This is a genomic window from Halalkalibacter alkalisediminis, assembly GCF_028610705.1.
In the GTDB taxonomy this organism is placed as follows: Bacteria; Bacillota; Bacilli; order Bacillales; family Bacillaceae_D; genus Halalkalibacter; species Halalkalibacter alkalisediminis.
Genome location: NZ_JAQQWT010000012.1, coordinates 1 through 24413 on the forward strand (window position 1 = coordinate 1; position 24413 = coordinate 24413).

The 24413-nt window shown below is 38.5% G+C and carries 21 protein-coding genes; 4 read left to right on the forward strand and 17 right to left on the reverse strand.

Going from position 1 to position 24413, the window contains the following annotated elements:
• The first annotated feature begins 248 nt into the window (after positions 1 to 248).
• Positions 249 to 1403, forward strand: coding sequence for an MFS transporter (locus PQ474_RS15630; RefSeq protein ID WP_273845339.1), 1155 nt, complete (start codon positions 249 to 251; stop codon positions 1401 to 1403).
• A 251-nt stretch (positions 1404 to 1654) separates the two neighbouring features.
• On the opposite strand, the gene gndA is transcribed toward PQ474_RS15630, so the two are convergent.
• The 6 genes from gndA to PQ474_RS15660 form a co-directional block, all read right to left on the reverse strand.
• On the reverse strand, positions 1655 to 3064 hold the full coding sequence (gene gndA, locus PQ474_RS15635; protein WP_273845111.1) for an NADP-dependent phosphogluconate dehydrogenase: 1410 nt from the start codon (positions 3062 to 3064) through the stop codon (positions 1655 to 1657).
• 163 nt (positions 3065 to 3227) lie between these two features.
• A complete protein-coding gene (locus PQ474_RS15640) occupies positions 3228 to 3461 on the reverse strand; it encodes a hypothetical protein (protein ID WP_273845113.1) in 234 nt (77 codons plus the stop codon).
• 170 nt (positions 3462 to 3631) lie between these two features.
• Positions 3632 to 4912, reverse strand: a complete 1281-nt coding sequence (locus PQ474_RS15645; protein WP_273845115.1) for a TRAP transporter large permease — start codon at positions 4910 to 4912, stop codon at positions 3632 to 3634.
• Between the two features lie 3 nt (positions 4913 to 4915).
• Positions 4916 to 5416, reverse strand: a complete 501-nt coding sequence (locus PQ474_RS15650; protein WP_273845116.1) for a TRAP transporter small permease — start codon at positions 5414 to 5416, stop codon at positions 4916 to 4918.
• Between the two features lie 69 nt (positions 5417 to 5485).
• Positions 5486 to 6508 carry a TRAP transporter substrate-binding protein gene (locus PQ474_RS15655; protein ID WP_273845119.1) on the reverse strand — a complete coding sequence of 341 codons (1023 nt, stop codon included), beginning with the start codon at positions 6506 to 6508 and terminating at the stop codon, positions 5486 to 5488.
• Positions 6509 to 6866: 358 nt separating this feature from the next.
• The gene (locus PQ474_RS15660; protein ID WP_273845121.1) at positions 6867 to 8114 is read right to left on the reverse strand and encodes a hypothetical protein; all 1248 of its coding nucleotides are present in this window, start codon (positions 8112 to 8114) and stop codon (positions 6867 to 6869) included.
• Positions 8115 to 8650: 536 nt separating this feature from the next.
• On the opposite strand from PQ474_RS15660, the gene PQ474_RS15665 reads away from it, so the two are divergent.
• On the forward strand, positions 8651 to 9448 hold the full coding sequence (locus PQ474_RS15665; RefSeq protein ID WP_273845122.1) for a MurR/RpiR family transcriptional regulator: 798 nt from the start codon (positions 8651 to 8653) through the stop codon (positions 9446 to 9448).
• Positions 9449 to 9569: 121 nt separating this feature from the next.
• On the opposite strand, the gene tkt is transcribed toward PQ474_RS15665, so the two are convergent.
• From tkt to uxaC, 9 genes are all read right to left on the reverse strand, one after another.
• Positions 9570 to 11585 (reverse strand): transketolase, encoded by a 2016-nt coding sequence (gene tkt, locus PQ474_RS15670; protein WP_273845124.1) that lies wholly within the window; start codon positions 11583 to 11585, stop codon positions 9570 to 9572.
• A 48-nt stretch (positions 11586 to 11633) separates the two neighbouring features.
• Positions 11634 to 12506 (reverse strand): 6-phosphofructokinase, encoded by an 873-nt coding sequence (locus PQ474_RS15675; protein WP_273845126.1) that lies wholly within the window; start codon positions 12504 to 12506, stop codon positions 11634 to 11636.
• A 346-nt stretch (positions 12507 to 12852) separates the two neighbouring features.
• On the reverse strand, positions 12853 to 13662 hold the full coding sequence (gene larC / locus PQ474_RS15680) for a nickel pincer cofactor biosynthesis protein LarC (protein ID WP_273845128.1): 810 nt from the start codon (positions 13660 to 13662) through the stop codon (positions 12853 to 12855).
• Positions 13663 to 13668: 6 nt separating this feature from the next.
• Entirely contained in the window at positions 13669 to 14421 is a 753-nt protein-coding gene (gene larB, locus PQ474_RS15685) for a nickel pincer cofactor biosynthesis protein LarB (RefSeq protein ID WP_273845131.1), read from the reverse strand.
• A 60-nt stretch (positions 14422 to 14481) separates the two neighbouring features.
• The gene (locus tag PQ474_RS15690; protein ID WP_273845134.1) at positions 14482 to 15954 is read right to left on the reverse strand and encodes a gluconokinase; all 1473 of its coding nucleotides are present in this window, start codon (positions 15952 to 15954) and stop codon (positions 14482 to 14484) included.
• A 91-nt stretch (positions 15955 to 16045) separates the two neighbouring features.
• The gene (gene larE / locus PQ474_RS15695; protein ID WP_273845135.1) at positions 16046 to 16846 is read right to left on the reverse strand and encodes an ATP-dependent sacrificial sulfur transferase LarE; all 801 of its coding nucleotides are present in this window, start codon (positions 16844 to 16846) and stop codon (positions 16046 to 16048) included.
• A gap of 99 nt (positions 16847 to 16945) precedes the next feature.
• Positions 16946 to 17716 carry an SDR family oxidoreductase gene (locus tag PQ474_RS15700; protein WP_273845138.1) on the reverse strand — a complete coding sequence of 257 codons (771 nt, stop codon included), beginning with the start codon at positions 17714 to 17716 and terminating at the stop codon, positions 16946 to 16948.
• 27 nt (positions 17717 to 17743) lie between these two features.
• Complete coding sequence (locus PQ474_RS15705; protein ID WP_273845140.1) at positions 17744 to 19021, reverse strand: nickel pincer cofactor-dependent isomerase, group 22; 1278 nt, start codon at positions 19019 to 19021, stop codon at positions 17744 to 17746.
• A 20-nt stretch (positions 19022 to 19041) separates the two neighbouring features.
• Entirely contained in the window at positions 19042 to 20442 is a 1401-nt protein-coding gene (gene uxaC / locus PQ474_RS15710; RefSeq protein WP_273845142.1) for a glucuronate isomerase, read from the reverse strand.
• Positions 20443 to 20817: 375 nt separating this feature from the next.
• Here uxaC and PQ474_RS15715 point away from each other — a divergent pair, with 375 nt between their 5' ends.
• Entirely contained in the window at positions 20818 to 22023 is a 1206-nt protein-coding gene (locus tag PQ474_RS15715; protein ID WP_273845144.1) for an ROK family transcriptional regulator, read from the forward strand.
• A gap of 232 nt (positions 22024 to 22255) precedes the next feature.
• On the opposite strand, the gene PQ474_RS15720 is transcribed toward PQ474_RS15715, so the two are convergent.
• Positions 22256 to 22552, reverse strand: coding sequence for a hypothetical protein (locus PQ474_RS15720; RefSeq protein ID WP_273845146.1), 297 nt, complete (start codon positions 22550 to 22552; stop codon positions 22256 to 22258).
• A 201-nt stretch (positions 22553 to 22753) separates the two neighbouring features.
• Positions 22754 to 23662 carry a glutamate biosynthesis transcriptional regulator GltC gene (gene gltC / locus PQ474_RS15725; RefSeq protein WP_273845147.1) on the reverse strand — a complete coding sequence of 303 codons (909 nt, stop codon included), beginning with the start codon at positions 23660 to 23662 and terminating at the stop codon, positions 22754 to 22756.
• Between the two features lie 395 nt (positions 23663 to 24057).
• Here gltC and PQ474_RS15730 point away from each other — a divergent pair, with 395 nt between their 5' ends.
• A complete protein-coding gene (locus tag PQ474_RS15730; RefSeq protein WP_273845149.1) occupies positions 24058 to 24204 on the forward strand; it encodes a hypothetical protein in 147 nt (48 codons plus the stop codon).
• Positions 24205 to 24413: the final 209 nt, after the last annotated feature.

Below are 24413 nucleotides of genomic sequence, written 5' to 3' on the forward strand. Positions count from 1 at the left end.
GGATTGGATCGATTTCAATTGTCGAAAACACCGCTTCAAAACGGTGGGTAGGTTCTAATTCATATAAATCTTGCAGGCCAAATAGGCTTCCTTGTCGTATAATAGTCATAAGGGAGTCTTCCTCCAGTCTGAGAGTTGGTTTGGTCACTTACTCATTCGACTTTTGGGGAGGTACTCCTTTTTTTGTGTCTTGAAAGCTTTACGAGACTTAGGATTCAAATTATGAAATTCACTCATTTGTAAATTTAATTATTTTTACTATCTTCTATGCATTATTTACTACTTTGCCTATTTATGTGATTTACGACATACAAGGAACAGAAGCACAGGCAGGCCTCATTGTTACGGCCATGCTCTTATCTGCCATTTTGATGAGACCTTTTTCAGGAAACATCCTAGAGCGTTTTAGTAAAAGAAACGTCTTGTTAATTAGTGCCGTAGTATTTGCCTTAACATCCTTTGCGTATATTTGGGTAGAACAATTTATTCCACTTATGATTTTACGTTTTATTCATGGTCTATCTTTTGGTCTTTTGACCACTACAACTTCAACGATAGTGGCCAATATTGTACCCGTTGAACGGAAGGGAGAAGGTCTCGGCTATTTTATGATGTTTATGAACCTAGCCATCGTCATTGGACCATTTTTGGGGTTAACTTTAATCCAATTCATGTCGTTCCATCAGTTGTTTATCGTCCTTAGCCTGTTCGGCATCATTAGCGTTATCTGTGCTTCTTTAGTAAAGGTAAAGGAGGCAGTCACCCGTGCCATTTCAAAAACAAAAAGAAAGCTTTCCATCCATGATTTTTTTGAAATGAAAGCTTTGCCGATTGCGCTTATAGGCTTACTAGTTGCTTTTGCTTACTCTGGAATCCTTTCCTTTATTTCGGTTTATGCAATTGAAACCGGACTTGAAAGAGTCTCAGGTTACTTTTTCCTTGTTTTCGCTGTCACCATGCTTGTCACAAGACCTTTTTTAGGTCGAGTCTTTGATGAACGCGGACCAAAAATCGTCATCCTTCCTTGCTTAGTTATTTTTGCAGTGGGGTTGGTCATTTTGAGTGTGGCTGATTCTGCTTGGCTCTTTTTAGTTGCTGCTGGAGTGATTGGGATAGGTTATGGATCTATATTGCCCTTTCTCTTGTCATTATCAACAGATTCGGTGTCTAAAAAACGAACCGGTCACGCAACAGCAACTTTTTTTACATTTTTTGACACGGGTATTACAGCAGGATCCGTTATATTAGGACTGCTCGTTCCATATACTGGATTTGGAAATCTATTTATTTTATTGGCGGGTCTTGTCTTACTTATTACAATAGCTTTTTACTTTTTGAATAATAGGATGCAAGCAGCACGAGCAGAAAAAGTAAATTTAAAATTAAATAAACAGAGTTCATAAAGAAAAATTACAATTGAAAAGACGAACATAAAAAGAGGTGAAATGGACTGATTGACTATTCCCTTGCACCCCCTCTTTTATGATCTTAACCTTGAAGGTAAATAACAGATTCCTAGGCTATAAATATTCACCTCCAAGCATTCAAACTATTTATTTACCGCTAGATCAAATGGTTGCTTCTAAAACAGAAAAAATCAGGATGCCATAAAAGCACCCTGATTTTTTCTGTTTAACTATTCATCTATCAATCCTTACATCCAATTCGTATGGAACACGCCTTCTTTATCCACTCGTTGGTACGTATGTGCACCAAAGTAGTCACGCTGTGCTTGTAATAGATTGGCTGGTAATGTTTCTGTACGATAGCTGTCGTAGTAGGCAATCGCACTTGAGAATGAAGGTACAGGAATACCCGTATTCACAGCTAGTGAAATCACTTGGCGTAAGGCAGCTTGGTACTCTTCAACGATTTCTTTGAAGTATGGATCTAATAAAAGGTTCGCTAACGCTGGGTCCACTTCATACGCTTCTTTAATTTTTTGTAGAAATTGCGCTCGAATGATACAACCACCACGGAAGATCATTGCGATGTCACCGTAACGAAGATTCCAGTCATACTCTTCAGAAGCTGCGCGCATTTGCGCGAATCCTTGTGCGTACGAAACGATTTTACTCATGTATAACGCCTTCCGAACGGCTTCAATTAATTCATCCTTATTCCCTTCAAACGACTTTACTTCAGGTCCACTTAACAGCTTGCTTGCCTTTACACGCTCTTCTTTCATAGCAGAGATGAAACGGGCAAACACAGACTCTGTAATAATTGGAAGGGGTACACCAAGGTCTAAGGCATTTTGGCTTGTCCATTTACCTGTTCCCTTTTGTCCCGCTGTATCTAAAATGACATCAACAAGTGGTTTGCCTGTTTCTTCATCCACTTTTGTAAAAATATCTGCTGTGATTTCAATTAAATAACTGTCTAGCTCACCTTTATTCCATTCAGCAAAAACTTCATGAAGCTCTTGTGCACTTAAGCCTAGAATGTTCTTTAAAATAAAGTAAGCTTCAGAAATTAATTGCATATCACCATATTCAATTCCGTTATGAACCATTTTCACATAATGACCTGCACCATTCGGTCCAATGTAAGTACAACAAGCGTCATCTCCTACTTTGGCTGAAATGGCATTAAAAATTGGCTCTACTAGTTTATAAGCCTCTTCTTGACCTCCAGGCATAATCGAAGGACCTTTCAGCGCACCTTCTTCTCCACCTGATACACCTGTTCCAATGAAATGAATGCCTGTTTCGTCTAGATCATTATTTCGTCTGATTGTATCTTCGAAGAATGTATTCCCACCGTCGATTAAAATATCACCTTTTTCTAAATAAGGCTTTAACGAATCAATCGTAGCATCTGTCGGACCGCCTGCTTTTACCATTAATAAGATTTTGCGAGGCTTTTCTAATGAGTTAACGTATTCTTCAATCGTCGTTGCACCAAAAAAATTCTTCCCTGCTGCTTCGTTTTTTAAGAACTCTTCTGTTTTTTCGGTAGAACGATTAAAGACTGAAACAGAATATCCGCGACTCTCAATGTTTAAAGCAAGATTCTTTCCCATAACTGCTAGACCGATAACACCAATTTGTTGTTTTGACATAGTCATTTCCTTTCTCATTCAAAATGAATAAATTCTAAATGATCTTTTTTATTTAAGCAATTTATTCCCATGTTATTTAGTTTGTTTATAAAACAAACTAATGTTGATTACAATTGAAGAATATCATTCTATGATCATTATGTCAATAAAATTATCAATCAAATTAGCCTCTGTTCCAGGAAAAAAAACGAAATTCTTCTATTCTAATTACACCAAACGATAATCGGTATTTGATGAAAATACCATCTTGATTCCATAACTGCACCAATATGGTCCAATGCTCAGTTGTAACGTGATAACCATGATCAGAGAATGTACGTTGGATGCTGTTCGATAACGACCGACCAGCCATTCCAACAAGAAAACCAAGAGCGTCTTCTAACCGATATTCAGACATCTTCATTCCCTCCCTTACCACCATACATCCGATATACTTGTTTATGCAAGTAAAGTGGCCAAAATGTCTGCACAACGATTTCTTGTAAGAAGGTATGAAAGCCTAGCTCCATAGGAAGGTAGCTAGGCTTTCATAGATTAAACATATATCCTAAACTTCATTTCATAAGACTATTCAATCAATAAATCAGGCAAAAACAAAACAAGGCTTGGGAAAAACGCAATTAGTAATAAAACAACGATCATCGCTGCATAAAATGGCATCATCGATTTCGTTACTTTTTCGATCGAGATTCTTCCAATCGCGGAACCGACAAAGAGCACGGTTCCAACCGGAGGAGTAATTAGTCCTACTGCTAAACATAGAATTAAGACGACACCGAAATGTACAGGATCCATTCCAATGCTTGTCGCAACAGGCAATAGAATGGGTGTTGCAATTAGAATGAGCGGAGCCATGTCCATAACCATTCCTAATGCGAGTAATATGATAATAATCATTAGAAGTGTCACGATATCATTAGGTGAGATCGATAACATCGTTTCTGCAACAATCGTTGGTACTTTTAGTAGCGCTAACAACCAACCAAAAGCAGATGAAGCTCCAATTAAGAATAGTACCATTGATAATGTCTTAAACGTTCTATGCAATATAACGCCGAATCTTGAGAGTGGGATATCCCGATATACAAAAAACGTAATAATGAATGCATACAATGTTCCTATAGCAGCCGACTCAGTAGCTGTGAAGAAACCACTTACAATCCCCCCGATAATGATAACTGCTGTAAATAAACCTAAAAGACCTTCACGTATAATCTTAGGGATTTCTTCTTTCTTTACTGGCTCCCCTTTAGGGTGATTGTTCTTAACGGCAATTACATAGGCAATGACCATTAACGTTAAACCAAGTAAGATACCTGGAAGCAAACCTCCCATAAATAAGGCAGCAACAGATACACCACCAGCAGCCGTTGAATAAATGATCATGTTATGACTTGGTGGAATCATTACGCCTTGTGCCGCACTTGAAATCGTTACACTAACCGAGTAATCTGTTTTGTAGCCACTTTTTTTCATCATCGGAATTAACACAGAACCGACTGATGAGGTATCTGCAACCGCAGACCCTGATATTCCACCGAAGAACGTACTTGCTAATACGTTTACTAGAGCGAGTCCCCCTCTAATTTTACCAATAATCACATTGGAGAGATTAATTAATCTTCGAGAGATTCCACCTTCATTCATGATCTCACCAGCAAGGACGAAAAACGGGATCGCGAGTAAAGAAAATGAATTTAACCCACCTACCATACGCTGCACAAGTGCTCCTAAATTTATATCTAAATACATTCCTGTTATAAAGGAAGATAAGATAAGGGAAAGCGCAATAGGCACTCTTGCTATTAGGAGAATGATAAAACTACCAATTAAAAGAAAGATACCCATACTTTACGCCTCCTCACTTATATCATCGTATTTTTCATGTAGACCTTTTTTGAACATAAGCTCTATTCCAAACAATAGAACGAAAATACCGGTTACAGGAATGGCTGCATATAACACACTAGAAGGAATGCCTAGACCAGGCATCGAAGATTCATGCATTAAAATTGTAAACTCAGTTCCATAATAAATGAGTACTAGACCAAATAAGATAATCAATATTTTGGCTATATAATCAAACACATCTTGTATTTTTTCTGGGAGCATTCCTACGAAAAGCCCAACTCCAATATGAAGCTTTGCCTTAAACCCATAGGCAATCCCCATAAAACTTACCCACACGAATAACAATTTAGACAATTGTTCTGACCAGGCTGGTGTCGTACCGAGGATTTGCCTTGAGAATACTTGGTAGATAATCGTGATAGTCATTATCGTAAGCAGCGTTAACGAAAATAATAGTTGCAGACGAACAAGAGTGTCTCTAAGCATTTTTAACGTTTTCATACAACGATCCCCCTAAATGAAAGGAAAGCGGGGTAGCAAAGATCCCCACTTTCTCTAATGATTCGAAAATTAATAACTGTTAATACGGTCAATCCATTCTGAAAATTGCTCGCCATACTTGTCATATACAGGTTGTACAGCTTCTCTCCATGGTGTAATATCGTCAATTTCAACGAGTTCACTACCGTTTTCTAAAACAGCCTTTTGAGCTTCATCTACTAGATTCGCCCATGCTTCACGTTGGACAGCAACAGATTCCAAAGCTGCTTCTCTAAATACTTCTTGATCTTCTGCACTTAGCTCATTCCAAAGCTTCTCTGATCCTAATAATACTTCAGGAACTCCTTGGTAGCCGTTCACAGTAAAATACTTAGCCACTTCATAATGGTTAGACGTAAAGTAACTTGGGAAGTTATTCTCTGCTCCATCAATGACCCCCGTTTGTAAAGCTGAGTACACTTCACCATATTCCATTGGTGTCGCAGAAGCTCCAAGAGAATTGATAATATCAATCGCTAAGTCAGATTGTTGAACGCGAATTTGTAATCCTGCTAGATCATCTGGAGTCGTTACTGGACGTTTTGTATTGTAAAAGCTTCTTACTCCAGAGTCATAAAACGAAAGTCCTACCAATCTTGATCCTTCGAACGTTCCTAAAAGATCTTGACCAATTTCTCCATTTAGAATTTCCCATTTCTCATCTTCATCTTCAAATAAGTAAGGCATAGCTACTACACCGATATCACTCGAAAATTCACTTAATGGAATCGCATTCACACGTGTCAAATCGATTGTACCTAGCTGCAATTGTTCGATAACACTTTTTTCATCTCCCAATTGTCCACCCGCGTACACTTCAATTTTATAGCGTCCTTCCGTCTTTTCTTCTACTAATCTTGCAAATTCTTTTGCCCCAAGCGTCGTTGGGTAATCCTCTGGCTGGTTCTCAGCTAATTTCAATGTAACCGCTTCTTCAGAAACTCCGGTGTTATCAGCGTTTTCTGTTGTAGCCCCATCAGAACCTCCACACGCTGCTAAAACGCTTACAGATAGAAATGCAGTTGAAAATAATGCTAACCATTTTTTCTTCAAGTGTTTCTCCCCCTTGTGTGTATGTTTAAAAATACTTTTCTAACCAGTGATTATTTGTTCATTACCTTTAATTTGTTTATCAAACAAATTATCGGTTAGTTGAATTATAATTGTAAGCGCTTATCAAATCAAGTCTTTTTCTTTAGAATTTTTATCCTTCTTCGTTAACTTATGATTTATCAGCAACGAACTACCATAATGTCGCTCCGTTGCCTGTTTTAATGGATTCAAAACAGGCATCAATCACACGCATATTGTTATAGTAATTTCAAAGGTATATTTAACTTCACTCTTAAAAACAAGTTATCTGATTTACTCAATTTCACGAAGAGAATTTGCCCCCTTTAAATAACCTTTTTTATAGTAAAAGATAGGCTACTAGTGACCCTATTCCACTGAAAATAAAAGCAAACAGTAAATTATCGAACGTGATCCGATATGGACTCTGTTCGGTATTTAGAGCCGTCAATGTGACAAGTAAACCATAGGTGCCTACTGTTAATGTCGCAATTGAACTCGTGATCAACACAATAGCAAGACTAATAGGATTAAATAGCTGTAATAAAGGGGCAATAATGCCACTTAGAATCCCAATTGTTGCAATCGGATGAATCCCAAACAAACTCAAAAAGATAAACAGTAATTGAATCAAGAAAAAAATCATGAGCGGAAAGTCAGCAAAAAATAAAACCGGTTGTTGAATGACTTTTAAAAAAGTGGTTCCATTAAGGGTAGTAGCAAAAAACGAAAGAGTAATAAATAAAACCACAAAATTTTGCATCTTATTCATTTTCATTTTCCACGTCTTCCACCCTATGCTCCAAAAGCTCCGCCCTCTTCTCATCAATAGAGCCCAAATAAAAGCAAATGGAAAAATAAGCATCGTCACCGTTAAGATGAAATCTAAGTTCAATAAATTCCCAAACAAGATGACAAGTGCTAAAAATAGAATAAGAGAAACAATTAGATGAAGAACTTTTTTCATTAATTTGTTCATATTGACGTCATGACTCTTGTTTACCTGGTTGTTGTCATAGGAATATTTCTTGAAAATCAAATGACACGAAAGTGAATCTACTAAAAAGGTTATAACAGCAATGAATAACAACCACGGTAACAAGGCAACATAGTTTGCTCCGGTTGTGAAAATTGAGACAGCCACCAGCATCTCAAGTGGACTCCATACTAAGGCTAAGGAATAACCTCTGAGGGTTGTCCTATTAATAAACGAGTTACGAATGCTCTTAGAAAGGGAGCCTAGATTTCTTTTTAAAACATCTTGTGAAATCGAGACAGCTGACAGGTTTAAAAAAGCAGCTAACGTTAACGTCGTAATCGAACTTCGTGTGTACAGCTTCCCTAAATCGGCAACATTTACATTCATAAGCTCATTTAAATAGCAATCAAAGCGACCACTTTTCACGACGCTATTCATCCAAGGTAACATCGCTAAAAGAGTTAACAATGATAAGTTCGACGTTAACATTCTAGGAATATCAATAATTGATTGTCCTGCTGTAAGATATAAGACCCCACCTACTAATAGAAATGAGCTACCTAAAACCTTAAATAATTTTAAAGCCCCTATAAAGGACACAACCAACATGCATAACGCTAATATCCCAATAACATATTCTAGATGTTCATTTTCAATAAAAGGTTGATCAGATGAATTAAAAAAACAAAAGAATAAAAGATATATAGATAACGAAAAAGCGAATATGGTCTCATGTTTCCCCCCTTTATATGTGTAAGTACTCCTTAATTTGTATAGCAAACAAATTAAAGGAAACCACTTCATCATAAAGGCAAACGTTTAGCATTTCAAGTAACTGTTATCATTTTCCCTTCAATTAAATTAATTTATTAGAAGGAGTTTCCCTACTTTACTAAGTGATTCTATACGAGAGATCAACATCAAAAAATTTCACTAAAACAGTTGTTCATCCTCTCTTATAAAAAAGTTGACTTATCCTTTTGATCACGGTAAGCTTCAATTAGTTTGTTAGCGAAACAAATTAATTGAAGCTTACTGTAGTTCTATCTCTTTCATAGGACTATTCTCCCTTCTCCTTATTAGGATAAGACTTTCCTACACCTATAGAGAACCCATACGTCACTACTGAAATAGGAGGAACACTTATGCAACAACCTGACCATTCTTGTTTTCTGCAAATCCAAACTCTATATTCAACATTTAGTGATAAGGAGAAAAAAGTCGCGGATTATATATTAAATCATTCTAGCAAAATGATTCATGAAACCATAAATCAAGTAGCCAATGAGTTAGGTCTAGCTGAAGCTACTATTTTTCGTTTTTGTAAGCGCATTGGTTATAAAGGTTTCCGAGCACTGAAAATATCTCTTGCATCTATAGGAATCAAACCTATCGAGGCTGATGATACACTAAATGAACAAGAGGAAACGAGCGTAGCTAATAGAATCCTTAAAGCAAATATCCGTGCATTGGACTCCACAATGCAAGCGCTTGATTCACAGATGTTGAATCAAGCAATAGACGCCATCTCACATGCACGTCGCGTCGAATTTTACGGCAACGGGGCTTCTGGGTTAGTTGCCGTTGACGCACACTATCAATTTTTAAAAACAGGCATTGCTACTGCAGCCTATCAAGACTTCCATTTTCAAACGAGTTCACTCTCGCAATTAAAGAAGACAGATGTCGTTATACTCATTTCTCAATCAGGCGGCGATCCTCATATTCTACATTTGCTCAAACTAGCAAAAGCTCAGGGGGTTACTACAATTGGCATTACAGCATTAGCTCAATCTCCTCTTAGTAAGGGTGTCGATATGGCCCTTTTTACAGTTACAACCGAAACACCTTATCATTCCGCTATACTCTCATCTCGCATTGCACAGCTGAGTATCATAGATATACTATATGAACATGTCAGCTTGTTGCTTTTAAAGAATTAGGTATTGCTAGTTTCTATTTCTACCATATCGAAAATAAGAAAGTAGGAAGTCTTTATGTTACTAAAGACTTCCTACTTATTAGTATTTCTTTTTTCATACGACTAAAATCTTCTACTCTATTTTACTTACTCATTACTTCCTTAAAATTCTTCACCACATTCTCAACCGTAAATCCATACTCCTCAAGCAATTTGCTCGCTGGTGCAGAGGCACCAAATTGATCGATTGCAATAACGGCTCCAGCGTCTCCTACATATTTACTCCAGCCAAGTGAAGAGCCCATTTCAATTCCAACACGAGCTTTCACCTGTTTCGGTAAAATTTGTTCTTTGTACTCGGCAGACTGTTTGTCAAAACGATCCCAACTTGGCATACTAACGACCGATACGAAGATGTTTTCTTTCTCAAGTTCTTTTTGCGCTGCAATGGCAAGCGAAACTTCAGAACCTGAAGCAAGAAGTAACCCACTAACGTCTCCTTTAGCTTCTGAAACAGTATAAGCACCCTTTTTAACACCCTCGTAGACTGCTTCTTGTTCCACCGCTAATGTCGGTAAGTCCTGACGTGTTAAAATTAACGCAGTAGGTGTATCTGTACTTTCAATTGCTAATCTCCATGCAGCTACCGTTTCTTTCGCGTCCGCTGGGCGAATCGCACATAGTCCAGGCATCGCACGTAGAGATGCTAATTGTTCCACTGGCTCATGGGTAGGACCATCTTCTCCAACAGCTATGCTATCGTGAGTAAATACATAAGTTACCGGCAGATTCATTAACGCAGCTAAGCGAATCGCTGGACGTAAATAGTCAGAGAATACGAAGAATGTCGCACCGAATACTTTCATTCCTCCATGAATCGCCATTCCGTTAATGGCTGCGCCCATTGCAAATTCACGGACACCAAACCATACATTACGTGCTGCAAAACTATCTAAACCGTAATTCTTTTCAGAGGTAATGAGTGTTTTATTAGAACCTGCTAAGTCAGCAGAACCCCCAATTAATTGCGGGATTACGTTCGCTGCTGCATTTAGAGCTTTACCGGAAGAAGCACGAGTTGCTAATGACTCCCCTTCGTTAAAAGTTGGCAGTTCAGCTTCCCAATTTTCAGGTAATTCGCCTGCTAATGCTACTTCGAATTGTTTCGCTAATTCAGGATATGCCTGCTTATAGCTAGCATATAATTCATTCCAACCTTCTTCTTTTTGTTGACCAAGTTTAGCAAACTGTTGAAAGTGGTTGGCCGCTTCTTCTGGCACGAAGAACGCTTCGTCATATGACCATTCATATGCATTTTTTGTTAATTTGATTTCTTCCTTGCCAAGTGGAGCGCCATGAGAAGCGGACTTCCCTGATTTATTTGGAGAACCATAGCCAATAACCGTCTTCACTTCAATTAATGTCGGATGATCTAAATCTGCCTTTGCTTCCTGTAGTGCTTGTTGAATCGCATCTGTATCATTACCATCTTCAACACGAATCACTTGCCAACCGTAGGCTTTGAAACGATCTTCTACACTTTCTGAAAACGATAGATTTAAATCTCCATCTAATGAGATATCATTTGAATCATACATCACAACAAGACGTCCAAGTTTCAAGTGACCGGCAAGTGACGCAGCTTCTGCTGAAACACCTTCCATTAAATCACCGTCGCCACAAATGCTGTACGTAAAATGATCTACTAGATTAAAGTTTTCTTTATTGTATGTTTCTGCTAGATGTCTTTCCGCCATCGCCATCCCAACAGCCATTGCAATTCCTTGTCCTAATGGACCAGTTGTAGCTTCTACCCCAGGGGTATGACCAAGTTCCGGATGACCCGGTGTTCTACTTCCCCATTGACGGAAGTTTTTCAGATCGTTCATGGTAACATCATAACCAAATAGGTGCAGCATGCTGTATAGTAGCATCGATCCATGGCCTGCCGATAATACAAAGCGATCACGATTAAACCAATGAGGATTCGCTGGATTATGGTTCATTTCTTTTGCCCATAGAGTATAGGCCATTGGCGCTGCCCCCATTGGCATTCCTGGGTGACCAGAGTTCGCTTTTTCGATCCCGTCAATTGAAATCGTACGAATGGTATTGATGGCCAATTGATCAAGTTGTTTGTCATTCATAACTGTTTGCATGTAATACCCACTCCCTATTTATCTCTATTTATAATTATTCATAATTATTTATATTAAACTAATATTGCTAATTTTTAAAGCGGCCGTATTATTTTCTAGTAATATCTTTCCTGCCTCTTCACTAGATTCAACCCAACTAATCACTTTTTTAGCTATCTTTTTAGCAAGAATTCGATCACTAGCTGTTGGTGACGCTCCCATGCACTGTGCCTCATCAAATATACTAATTTTCCAAGAAACACCTTCTAAAACAGGATGTAATTTCTCTTCAACGTAATTAAGCTCATCTCGTTCATCAAAGATGAGAAACGAGTGGTTTTTGCCTTGTTTAATTTTTTCATTTACGAATCGAGATACGTCTGCTGTTGTCTTAATATCCCAATAACGGATTAAATCTCCGACAGCATCTGCCACATCGTTTGCTAGGAAACTTCCTTGTCTTCCAGGCACTTGAATTCCAAAAAGACGAAACTGTTCGTAGCGACATGAAGAGATCGTATCTTCTATTTTATAAATATCTTCAATCAAGGTATTAAGAGCCGAGTCATACCCAAGTGATTGTTTCGATTCCACGACATCATTGTAGATCGAGACAGGAATAAACAATGCTTTTTTTCTCAATTGGTTCTTAACATGTTGATAAAAGCGATATCCTGCCTCTCCACCCATCACAATAATTGTGTCGAAGATGGCTAGGTCACTCTGACTAAGTAGATATGAATCCTTTTCGGTATAACAACGTAATAAATTTCCACCAAATGAACGCCATGAAACTAAGTCTTTTTCACGGTATTGTTTAACATTTGTTCTTTCTTCAATTGAGTAAACTTCATGATCATGAATTAATTGACTTACCATATCATAAGTTAATAGATTCACAATGGAGTATACTGATTCAATATTTATGATTCCAATTTTCATAAGAACCTCTCTTCTTTTTTACTCATTTTATCATTAGTCTTTCACAAAAAGAAGGTTCCACCTTTTTTGTTTTGATTCAAGTTAAATCGAGAGAGACCGTCATTCATTTTACGAGCGATCTCAAATTCAATTCCTTCTAAACTTGCTCATACACCTTTTTTAAAGGGACTTGGTGGAACTTCGCAATACTCTTGTAATCTTCAAATTCTGGTGATTTCCCCCACTCAGTAGACACCTTGTTGTTTTGCCTTCTTCACTTCCATTTTAACCATTTGATCATCGGTATGTTGATGATCCGGCGGGAGATAAGAATGTATCTTTCAAACTCCTCTCATCTGTTGCATAGCTACTCGCCAATAATGACACGAAGGACATTAGGCTGATCTTTAAAGCTCTTTGTCCCTGCCCCGTATCCTACTTCTTTTATTTTCATTGCAGGTAAACCACAGAAATCTTCAGCTAATACAGCAACTATAGCTGCGCCCGTTGGTGTGGTTAATTCAGCTTTCAACTCACTTTGTGCAATGGGAACTCCCTTTAACATTTCCAATGTCGCAGGGGCGGGCACTGGATAAACCCCATGATCAATCCGAATCTTTCCGTTCCCTACTGGAACCTGAGACGATTTGATGATGTCAATTTCTAGTTGTTCAAGCAGAATCGCTGCCCCGACTATATCGATAATGGAATCCACGGCACCAACTTCATGAAAATGCACCTTTTCCAACGGCATATTGTGAATACGCCCTTCAGCTTCCCCAATTTTCTTAAAGATTTTTAACGAAGTTTCCTTTACCCGATCAGAAAAGCCCGCGGCCTCAATCATTTTTACAATATCTTTATAGGAGCGGTGATGATGATCGTGGTCATGGCTATGTCCGCGATTGTGACTATGTCCATGATCATGACTGTGTTCGTGATTATGACTATGTCCGTGGTCATGACTGTGACCTATATCGTTTAAAAGTACGTCGAATTTAGTACTTGTGATTCCGTTCTTTACAACTTTCGTCCACTTCAACTCATACTCTTCAGTGATAGGCAGTTTTTTTAGTTCTGCTACTAATTTAGCTGGATCCGCTCCTGCATCAAGAAGAGCTCCGATCATCATATCGCCACTGATTCCTGAAAAGCAGTCCAAATATAATGTCTTCATTCGCTTTCAGCCCCTTTCCTGAGCTAATTGGTAGATTAAGGCAGCGTTGTAGGCTCCACCGAATCCATTATCAATGTTAACCACGCTAATCCCAGAGGCACAAGAATTTAACATTGTCAGCAATGCGGATAAACCGTGGAAATTAGCCCCATAACCTACGCTTGTCGGCACGGCAATGACCGGATGAGATACGAGACCACCGATTACACTGGGTAGCGCACCTTCCATTCCAGCGACAACCACCGAAACCGTTGCCTGTTGAATTTCTTCATAGTGGTCAAATAACCGATGGATGCCTGCCACGCCAACATCATAAATCCGATGGACATTACACCCTAATGCTTCAGCAGTAATGGCCGCTTCTTCTGCTACCCTCAAATCAGAAGTACCTGCACAAATAATACTCACGTACCCTTGTGATTCATTCGCTACCGTTATCGGTTTATCCTTCCAAAGCAAAATTTGCGCGATTTCATGATACTGAAATTCAGGACACGCTTGAATCACCTGTTTTGCTTTTTCTTTTGAGATTCGTGTCACAAGCACGTTGTTGTTTTTTTCACGTAACGCTAGAATAATGGAGGTAATTTGTTCAGCTGATTTTCCTTCTCCAAACACAATCTCTGAAAAACCTTGTCTCTTTTTGCGGTGATGATCGACTTTAGCAAAACCTAAGTCTTCATAAGTGGCTAGTTTTTTTTTCGCTTCTCCTACACTTAAATCCCCTGTCTGGACTTGCTTTAAAATCTCTTCTAACATGGTTAACACTCACCTTGCTGTTTAATAGTTACTACTTAATGTATCATTTGTTAGAAGGATTTAAAAATACGTTGATAAATCGTTCGCAATATCCTCGTACTTTTCATATACACTCAAATAAGTTTTGTGATTTTCTGCATTTGGTTTCACCACATCACCCATCGGTACATTCTTTTTAATGTCTTCAAAGGATTCCGCTTTCCCAGTTGAAACGAGTGCCGTCCAAGCTGCTCCCCACGCTGCACTGTGATGACTTTCAGGAACATACACCTCTTTCCCAAATACATCTGCTAACATCTGAAGCCATAACGGAGACCTCGCTAACCCACCATTGACGTACAACTTGTCAGGTTCACCTGCTACTCGTTCTAAAGCTTTTCCGATTTGATAGAGATTAAAAGTAATTCCTTCTAGCACTGCACGAATAAAGTGCTCCTTCTTATGAGTAATCGTTACCCCGTAGAAGTTTCCTTTAGCGCTCTGATTCCATAATGGCGCTCTCTCCCCATTAACATATGGATGGAACAGCATTCCTTCTGCACCTGGAGAAACTCGTTCGGCTTCTTTCGTTAACTCATCAAAGCTACCTTCGTAATTTAACAGTTCCTTTAACCATTGAAGAGTAATTCCCCCGTTATTCGTAGGGCCTCCAATGATCGAATAATCGTCTGTAAACGCATAGCAAAAAGTTTCGTGCTTTTGATCAATTTGAGCCTTTTTCGTAAATTGTCTGATCGCTCCACTTGTTCCCACCGTCACAGCAACTTCACCAGGTAAAATAGCTCCAATCCCCAAGTTCGCTAACTGCCCGTCTGCCGAACCGATTACAAAAGGAAGTTCATTCGTGATACCCATTGCCACGGCAATATCCTCTTTGATACCCTTAATGATTTCAGTTGGCGGAACAATTTTTGAAAGTTGATCTTTATCAATATCGGCAAGCGCGAGTGTTTCTTCGTCCCATTGGAAGGAATGGCGATTAAAAAGTCCACTTGCAGATGCCATGGAATAATCAACGACTCTTTGACCAAACCACTTTTGAATGACGAATTCTTTAACGGACATAAAATAAGCTGCTTGTTTATATGGCTCATATTCCGTTTCCTTCATCCAAAGGAGTTTGGTCAATGGAGACATCGGGTGAATTGGCAAGCCTGTTTTTTCGTAAAACTTCATGCCTTTTGTTTGCATCAAGTTCTCTGCTTGAACTTTGCTTCTCCCGTCAGCCCAAATGATTGCCTTTGATAAAGGTTCACCCTGTTTGTCCACACAAATCACTGAATGCATGGCACACGACAGACCAAGCGTAACGATTTCACCATCTTTGACGTTTGCTTTTTTAGTGACATTCCGCACAGCTTGGACAGATAAACGTTCAATCTCATTCGGGTCTTGTTCTACCCATCCCGTTTGAGGATAATACGATGTGATCATCTCTTCTGATTCAGCAATGAGATTGCCACTTAAATTGAAAACAACCGCCTTCGCACTTGTCGTTCCAATATCCAGACCTATCACGAACTCTTTTGACATCATGCATCTTCCTTTTCGCTCTTTAAAATGTGTTAAATGTGAAAAAGACTTTGAAAGAGCTCAAAGCCTTTTTCTACTTTTTCGCCCTTTGTTACGAAAGAACTTTATTCATGCTACCACTTTGATAGCCAATTAAGTCTAGTGTGACATATTGAAACCCATACGTCTGTAGTTCTTTTGAAATCGATTCATGATTTTCAAGGACCACTTTCATATCATTTGGTTCGACCTCAATTCTAGCGACTTCCTGATGAGTTCGAACCCGCACTTGACGAATGTGCAGAGCTTTTAAATACGCTTCTGCTTTCTCCACTTTCGTTAGCTTTTCTTTCGTTATCTTCTCACCATAGGCAATTCTTGATGATAAGCAGGCGAAAGAAGGCTTATTCCACGTTGGTAAGTCAAATTGCTTGGAAAGCTCTCTAATTTCCTCTTTATATAAATCAGCTTCTTGTAAGGGACCACGAATTCCATTTTCCTTCGCAGCTTTCATACCAGGACGGTGTTCATTCATATCATCGGCGATAACCCCATACACAACATTTTTGAACCCTTTTTCTTCCATAATCGGAATTAGCAATTCAAATAAACTGTTTTTACAGAAATAACACCGATTTTTATCATTCTCTGTATAGCCTGGTATCGCTAATTCTGACGTTTCGATCACTTGGTGATGAACTCCTATTTTCTGAGCTAATTCCTTGGCTTCTATTAGTTCACTCGATGGATACGTTTCAGAATCAGCTGTAACAGCCAATACACGGTCTTTACCTAACGTTTCAACCGCTACTTTTAATAAAAAGGTACTATCGACACCACCGGAAAAAGCGACGACCACTGAATTCATTTCTTGGAGAATAGATCCTAATTTCTGATATTTTTCGTTGACCATTGTCCTCTCCCTTCTAGACATGTAGAATGGTCTTTCTAGTTAATTATCTCTAAAGTGTATTGAAGGCTCAACTTTAAAAGACCAAATGTCTTATACTGTTTAGATGGTCATGCTTCCAAAACCACCATCTACTCGGATCAGGGCACCCGTCACAAAACTCGATGCTTTATCTGAAGAAAGCCACACAGCTGCACCTTGCAATTCATCTGGTTCACCGAAACGATTCATTGGAGTATGATTCATGATGGATTCAATTCTTTCTTCGCTCAAAATTTTACGATTTTGCTCTGCTGGGAAGAAACCAGGAATAATCGCATTTACACGAATGCCGTGTGGAGCAAATTCTCTCGCTAAATACTGAGTCATACTATTTACCCCTGCCTTTGAAACCGAGTACGTAAATACTTTTGATAATGGTGTTGTTGAAGAAACGGATGAAATATTAATAATGCTTCCTTTTCTTTCTTGCTCAATCATTCTCTTCGCAAAGATTTGGCACGTGACAACGATGCCTTTCAAGTTTACGTCCATAATGTCGTCCCATTCATCCATCTCAAGATCAAAGAACGGTGTCGCACTATTTTTCCCTGGAGCATTCAATACGACATCCCAGCCACCTGACCACTGTTCAATTTCATTTGCCGCTCTCTCCAGTGACTCACGTGAACTAACATCTGCAGCAAACGCTTTTGCTGTTCCGCCATTCTCCTCAATTTCTTGAACGACCAGATTGGCTTTTTCAAGATTTCGACCAAGAATGGCTACTTTCGCACCATGTTCCGCTAATCCCTTGGAGATTGAAGCTCCTAATACACTATTTCCACCGATCGCTACAACTGTTTTACCTGTTAGATCAAATAAGTTCCCCATTTAGTTCTCCCCCTATAATGATGTTTTTTACTTACCTTCTGTGATATTTCCATTCTCATCAAACTGAATTTCATACAGATCGCTACACTGCTCCATTTGCGGATGTTGTGTAATGTGTTCAAGCAACGCTTCTGAAACTTCAATTTCACTTATTTCTAATGTGTTCTTAATTCGGACCATTTTCACTTTCGTAAAATCTAAAATATTACATGTTTTAATCGCCGCTTTAATCGCCTCTTGATCATTCGCTAACGTTGTAGCAATTTTTGTTGGTGCCACAACGGTTGAAGTTAAACCATTAGCATACGTGAATTCACGGTTCATTTTATCGACAAGACGTTGCGTCGTGAAATCAGCTGTTCCAACCCCATTTGCATTTCCCTCAGTCTCGTGTGTTAAATCAAGAACAACCATTTTATTGACATCTGGACCACCATGAGCGTAAGGAGTAGGATAACGTCCAGTAATATTCGGGTCCATGCCGTCTCCACTTATATTTTTCCCAATTTCGTTAATAACAAGAACATCAAGTTCGTCAAAGAACAATTTAGGTAATAATTCTTTCGCTAACGCTTGTAATTCTGGTTCTTTTTCTTCAATTTCTTCTGTTGCTAGCACTTCAATTCTAGCCACTTTATCAAATGCATTTTCTAGCGTAGCTACACCGAACAAAATCGGCGTTTTTTCCATTATAAGCTTAGCCATTGCCGGGACGTTTTCCGCCATGTACTTAAATCCAAGTTGATGACAAGCTTCAGCTCCTTTTTGCTTACCTAGACCAATGCTGATCATCTTCATAATTCCACTTTCAACTCGTCCACGAAAAGCTGTATGAGGCTTGATGCGGTTGATCACAACAATTCCATCAGCAAGTGACGCGTATCGATCAATATAAACTGGAAGACCATTTGGTAATTCTCCAAGCTTGATCACTTCCATTGAAGAACGGATCTCCGCTTTCACACTCTCTTCTGTTACCCCAAGATGCGCTAACACTTCACGCTGCCCTTCAGCCGTTGCCCCCCCGTGACTACCCATGCTCGGGACGATAAAAGGTTTTGCCCCTAAATCTTTTAAAAATTGGACCGTTAACGCTGTAACTTCTACAAGGCGATCCATCCCTCGGCTTCCAACCGCTATTGCCACTTCCATTCCTGGCTTAATTTTTCCAGTAATCTCTACCCGTTGTAACTTTTCGTTTAAAGCTTCATCAATGTTCTCAATTTTACGATCATCAAAACGCTGCTTTACTTTTGCCATCTTTGGTAGTGGAATATCTTTTAATAGATCTTGAAGAATACCCATAGAGTTCCTTCACTCCTTTTCTAACGATTTGTAAAATATCTTTCCGCATTTTCATAGCCAATATTACGTACCATCTTCTCAAGGAGGCGATCATTTGGCGCCTTCCCTTCTTCTACCCACTCACCGATGAGGTTACATAGAATTCTCCGGAAATAATCATGACGAACAAAAGAGAGAAGACTTCTAGAATCAGTTAGCATTCCGATAAAGTGGCTTAAAAGTCCGAGGTTCCCTAAATCTTTCAGTTGCTGCACCATGCCATCAATATGATCATTAAACCACCAGGCAGATCCAAATTGAACTTTCGCTGGAATCCCCGCCTCATAGAAGTTACCAGTCATCGTGGCTAAAACATAATTATCCCGCGGATTCAAATTGTAAAGCACCGTTTTAGGTAATGCATTCTCTTGATCTAATGCATCTAAAAAGCGCGATAGGCCTTCAGCCATACTAGAATCTCCAATTGAATCAAAACCTGCATCAGCACCTAATCGGTTAAACATCTTCGTATTGTTATTTCTAGTAGCTCCAATGTGCAACTGCATCACCCACTTCTTTTCTGCATACATCTTACCTAGTTCAAAAAGAAGAAAGGACTGATAGTTGACAATCTCTTCATTTGTGAGCTTTTCATTGCTGTATCGTTTGATAAAAATTCGACCTGCTTCTTCTTTTGCTACATCTGTAAACACCATTTGAGACAAACCATGATCAGAAGCACGACAACCGATTTTATCAAAGTAATTTACTCTTTGTTGCATCGCGTTAAGCAAATCATCAATCGTTTGAACCGATTGCCCTGACGATTTTTCTAATTTTTCAAGCCAATCATGGAAAGTGGTTTTTTCAAGAAATAATGCCCCATCTGGTCTGAATGTCGGTGCGATCGTCACCTTAAATGACTCATCCTCTTTTAATAATTTATGGTATTCAAGCATCGAGGTTGGGTCATCTGTCGTCCCGATAAATTGTACGTTCGATCTTTCTACGAATTTACGTGGTTTAAACTCTGGTTGTTGTAACTTTTCATTGCATTCTTCCCAGATTTCACGAGCCGTTTCTGGACTTAACAATTTATCAACATGAAAGAATGTTTTAAGCTCCATGTGCGTCCAGTGGTACAAAGGATTTCCGATTAAGTTTGGAACTGTATCAGCCCAAGCTTCAAATTTTCCCCAATCACTTGAGTCCCCTGTAATAAATTTTTCACTAACTCCGTTCAAACGCATTGCTCTCCATTTATAATGGTCCCCTGCTAACCAAACCTGAGTCATATTTTTAAAGGATTTATTTTCTAATATTTCTTGTGGATCTAAATGACAATGAAAATCGTGAATCGGTAAGTCTTTCGCTATATCGTTGTAAAGCTTTTGAGCCGTATCTGTATTAAGTAGAAAATCATTATCTAAAAATCTCTTCATCTTTCTTACCTCCTATTTATCTTCCTTCATTTAACCGTTATTTCTTTATCTTGGAGTCATTATTTTGTTACAATGTTTGTAACCGCATTCCTAAATGAAAAACAAACTAATTTTAGTATGATTTACTTTAATTTGTTTACAAAACAAACTAATTACTTGTAGAATAACACTGTCACATTTTTTAGTCAATCTTTAATTTAAATCCTTTCGTTATAGTGGCAAACCTTTTATTTACTAATTTAAATAGGATATATCTCTCAAAAAATGTATAATGATTGTATTCTTTATTTATCTTATTTGAACTGTAAATGATTTATGTTAAAGGAAAGAATGAAGATCAGTTAGACAATTGTTTTTCATTAAGAGGAGGTCTATATGGTTACAGGCGATGCAGCATATATCAAAAAAATAAATCGAAGCTTTTTAATTAGTAAAATTATTGAACACGGCTTAGTATCCAGGGCAGAGTTATCAAAGATTACTGGTTTAAATAAAGCTACTATATCTGTTCAAGTGGCAGATTTACTAAATGAAGAACTTATTGTGGAAACCCAACAGGAACATAATAATTTAGGTAGACGGCCAATCATGCTTTCACTTAACCGAAAAGCTGGATTCGCATTAGGCATCGATCTAGACTATAAACAAATTACTTTTACCTTGTCTGATTTACTAGGGTTCCCCCTCTCTTCAGAAACCATCTCATTAAATACATCTGATTATGAGAACGTACTCGAATTATTAGTTGAGAACATTCAATCCTTTCAAGAGAAGTGCTCAAACAGCCAATATGGCATCGTCGGGATCGTCATTGGAATTCATGGAATTGTGACAGAAGATGAAATCATTCACTTCGTCCCACAGCACAATTGGCATAATAAAAATTTGAAATTAGACATTAAAGCCAAAACTGGAATTGCTCCGCATATTAAAAATAACGCTAATTTATGTGCCTTTGCTGAACAAGTATACAATCACCACGAAAGCGAAAATCTATTATGCGTTAGTTTATACTCAGGGATTGGACTTGGCATTATGATTAATGGGGAACTGTATGAAGGCTACCATGGCTACGCCGGTGAAATGGGCCATATGATTATTGTCCCTAACGGTAAACCTTGCAATTGTGGGAATAAAGGGTGCTGGGAGCAGTACGCATCTGAATCGATTTTCTTTAAGCAACTCTCTGAAAAACAAAATAAAACAGACATTACTTACTTAGATATCCAAAACTGGATTAATGATCCAGACGCAATCATAAGTCAGGAAATGAATGATTACATTGAATATTTATCCATTGGTCTAAATAACATCATCAATCTGTACAACCCTGAAACGATCGTTCTTAACAGTGAATTATTAAAAATGCACCCTGAGTCAATTAATGAAATCAAAGCCAGATTAACCTCTTCTGTCAGCCACTTTGAAGAGTTACTCGTCTCCGAATTCGGGAAAGAAGCTTGCGTCATGGGCGCCTGTTCTTTAGCTATCAAGAACTTTTTGGAGATCCCAGAATTAAAGTTAAATATTGAAGAAGAAGATATCCCCAAAATTGCAGTGGATGTACCTACTTGGAGATAAATATTTACGAAAGCCCTTACTTGGTTGTTACGCCAACTAAGGGCTTTTTTTATAATTTACGGTCAGTTTCACCTTTTGTTGCTTCATCCATTAAGACCAATACTTTGAATTGTCTACTTTTTTCAAGCGCTAGTTCATGATTTCCCCTCTATTAAGACGGCTTTAGAATGTAAAAACAGAGAGCCCAACTAAATTAGTCGGCTCTCTGCTTTTAAAGTATCTCTTTTAAAAACTATTGGAGTTTGTTTTGCTGTGCAACTGATTGTGCTTGCTGTACCCCTTGTTGCGCCTGTTGGACTTGTTGCGCTTCTTGCTGAACTTGTTGCTGGGCTTGCTGAAGATTTTGTTGTGCTTGTTGATATTGTTGGTTTTCTTTCGCTAACTGTTGCTGGGCTTGTTGAACCATTTGTTGAGCTTGTTGCATTTCCTGTTGGTTCCCACTAGCTTGGCTTTGTTGAACCACTTGCATCGCTTGTTGTACAGCTTGTTCAGCACGTTGTATTGCTTGTAATTGATCCTGTTGCGTCATATTAAAAGCCCCCAATGTTTTTAGTAGGATGATGAATCCCACTATGTATTTTGCTTTATAGGAGCGTTTATATGCCTAAAACATTTTGCAAAATGTTTGAAGCTTTGGTAAATCAAAAACTAGCCTTCATGTGTAAAAGGTGTCTAAATCACCACCGCTTGATTGAATTTGTCACACATACCTTTACTTACACCTTTTCCTCTAACCTATATTCCCTGAATACCATTTACTAAAAAAGTCTCTCAGAAAGTCAAAAAAGATCTTCTCCGTTGGCAGTAACGGACGGTCTTTCGGTGTAATAACCCCGACGGTCCGAAGCACACTCGGATCAATAATTGGCACTTTAACTGTCGATCGCGGGAAATTATCAATAAGTGTCACTTCAGGTAACAGAGAAATCCCTAAACTCGCAGACACCAAGCCTTTTAGCGCATCCACGTCATCGCCCTCAAATGCTACCTTCGGATTAAAGCCTTGCTCAAGACAAGCATCAACCAACATGTCCCTGAGTTGCATTCCTTTTGGCAATAATATGAACGGTTCGTCTTTTAATTGAGTTAATTTCAACGCCGGCTCATGAGCTAAAGGATGATTGATCGGCAACAGTGCAACTATTCTTTCAGTGAATAAAATGTGTCCTTCTACATTTTCTTCTTGCATCGGAACGGCTCCAAGTAATGCCATATTATACTCACCATCTAACACTAAATCGATCAACTCATAATAAGTGGCTTGCTTGAGTTGGAATTTTGCATCTGGGTACTGTTCTCTAAACGCAGATATCGCCGTTGGTAAAATATAAGCTGCCATACTAATCGGGAACGAGATCCGTATCGTCCCCCGCTCAGGGTCGAGTATCTCTTTTACTTCTCGAGTGGCGTTATCAAGCATCTTCATCGCCTGAGATGCACTTTCTAAAAAAATTCTCCCGATGGGGGTTAAGCGTACTCTTCTACCTTGCCTGATAAACAGAGCCACCCCAAGTTCCGATTCAAGATTCCCAATTTGCCTACTAACAGCCGATTGTGCTACATGCAACGCTTCTGCAGCTTCTGTCATATGCTCACGCTTAGCTACTTCCATAAAGTATCTTAATTGCCTAATTTCCATGTGATCCCCCTATCTCTACGTATCGAAATTTAACACTTGGCCTAGTTTCTTCTCCACCATCACAACATTTGCTATCCTAACAAAACATCCCTAACCCACTATTCATCTCAAACTGATATTGATTCTATCTTTTATTCATATTGATTAGATAATTTATTAGTAATAAAATACACCTAAATAGAGAAATAAACAATCTGAATAATCCGGACTTCGTTAGAGATCATCTGACCTATTATCTATTTAATATAAAAATATTTGTTAATAAAAAGCCTATCGTGTAAGGGGTCCTCCCTTTTTCCTATGTAAAAAAGAGGCCATTATGATCAAATAGTAATTTTATCATTAGCTTATTTATCCTGCCACAAATACTATAAAACATTTAGAGGTGACCACAATTGGTTAATAAAGACTGGAAAGACTGGCAAAAAGAAGTATTGTACGAAGAGTATGTAAAACCTGATTTAACGAAAGAGCTTTTATTAAAGAAATTAGAAGAAGTAAATAAGAAATACCAATTCCACCGCGTTGTAGCCCAAAAATAAAAACTACTTCAACAAGAATTAGCTGACTAGCCCTTATAAATGAAGGCTTTCTTACATCAATCACCCTTTTTTAGATCTCCTAAGAAGAGGCACGAAAGAAAATTCTTGCCTCTTTACAACTGAATGAACCCTCCCCCCCTACTGGAGACATTTATCCATCCATCTCATTTCGGCATTAATATCATCTCCTTTTTGTATTGTTTCTGATA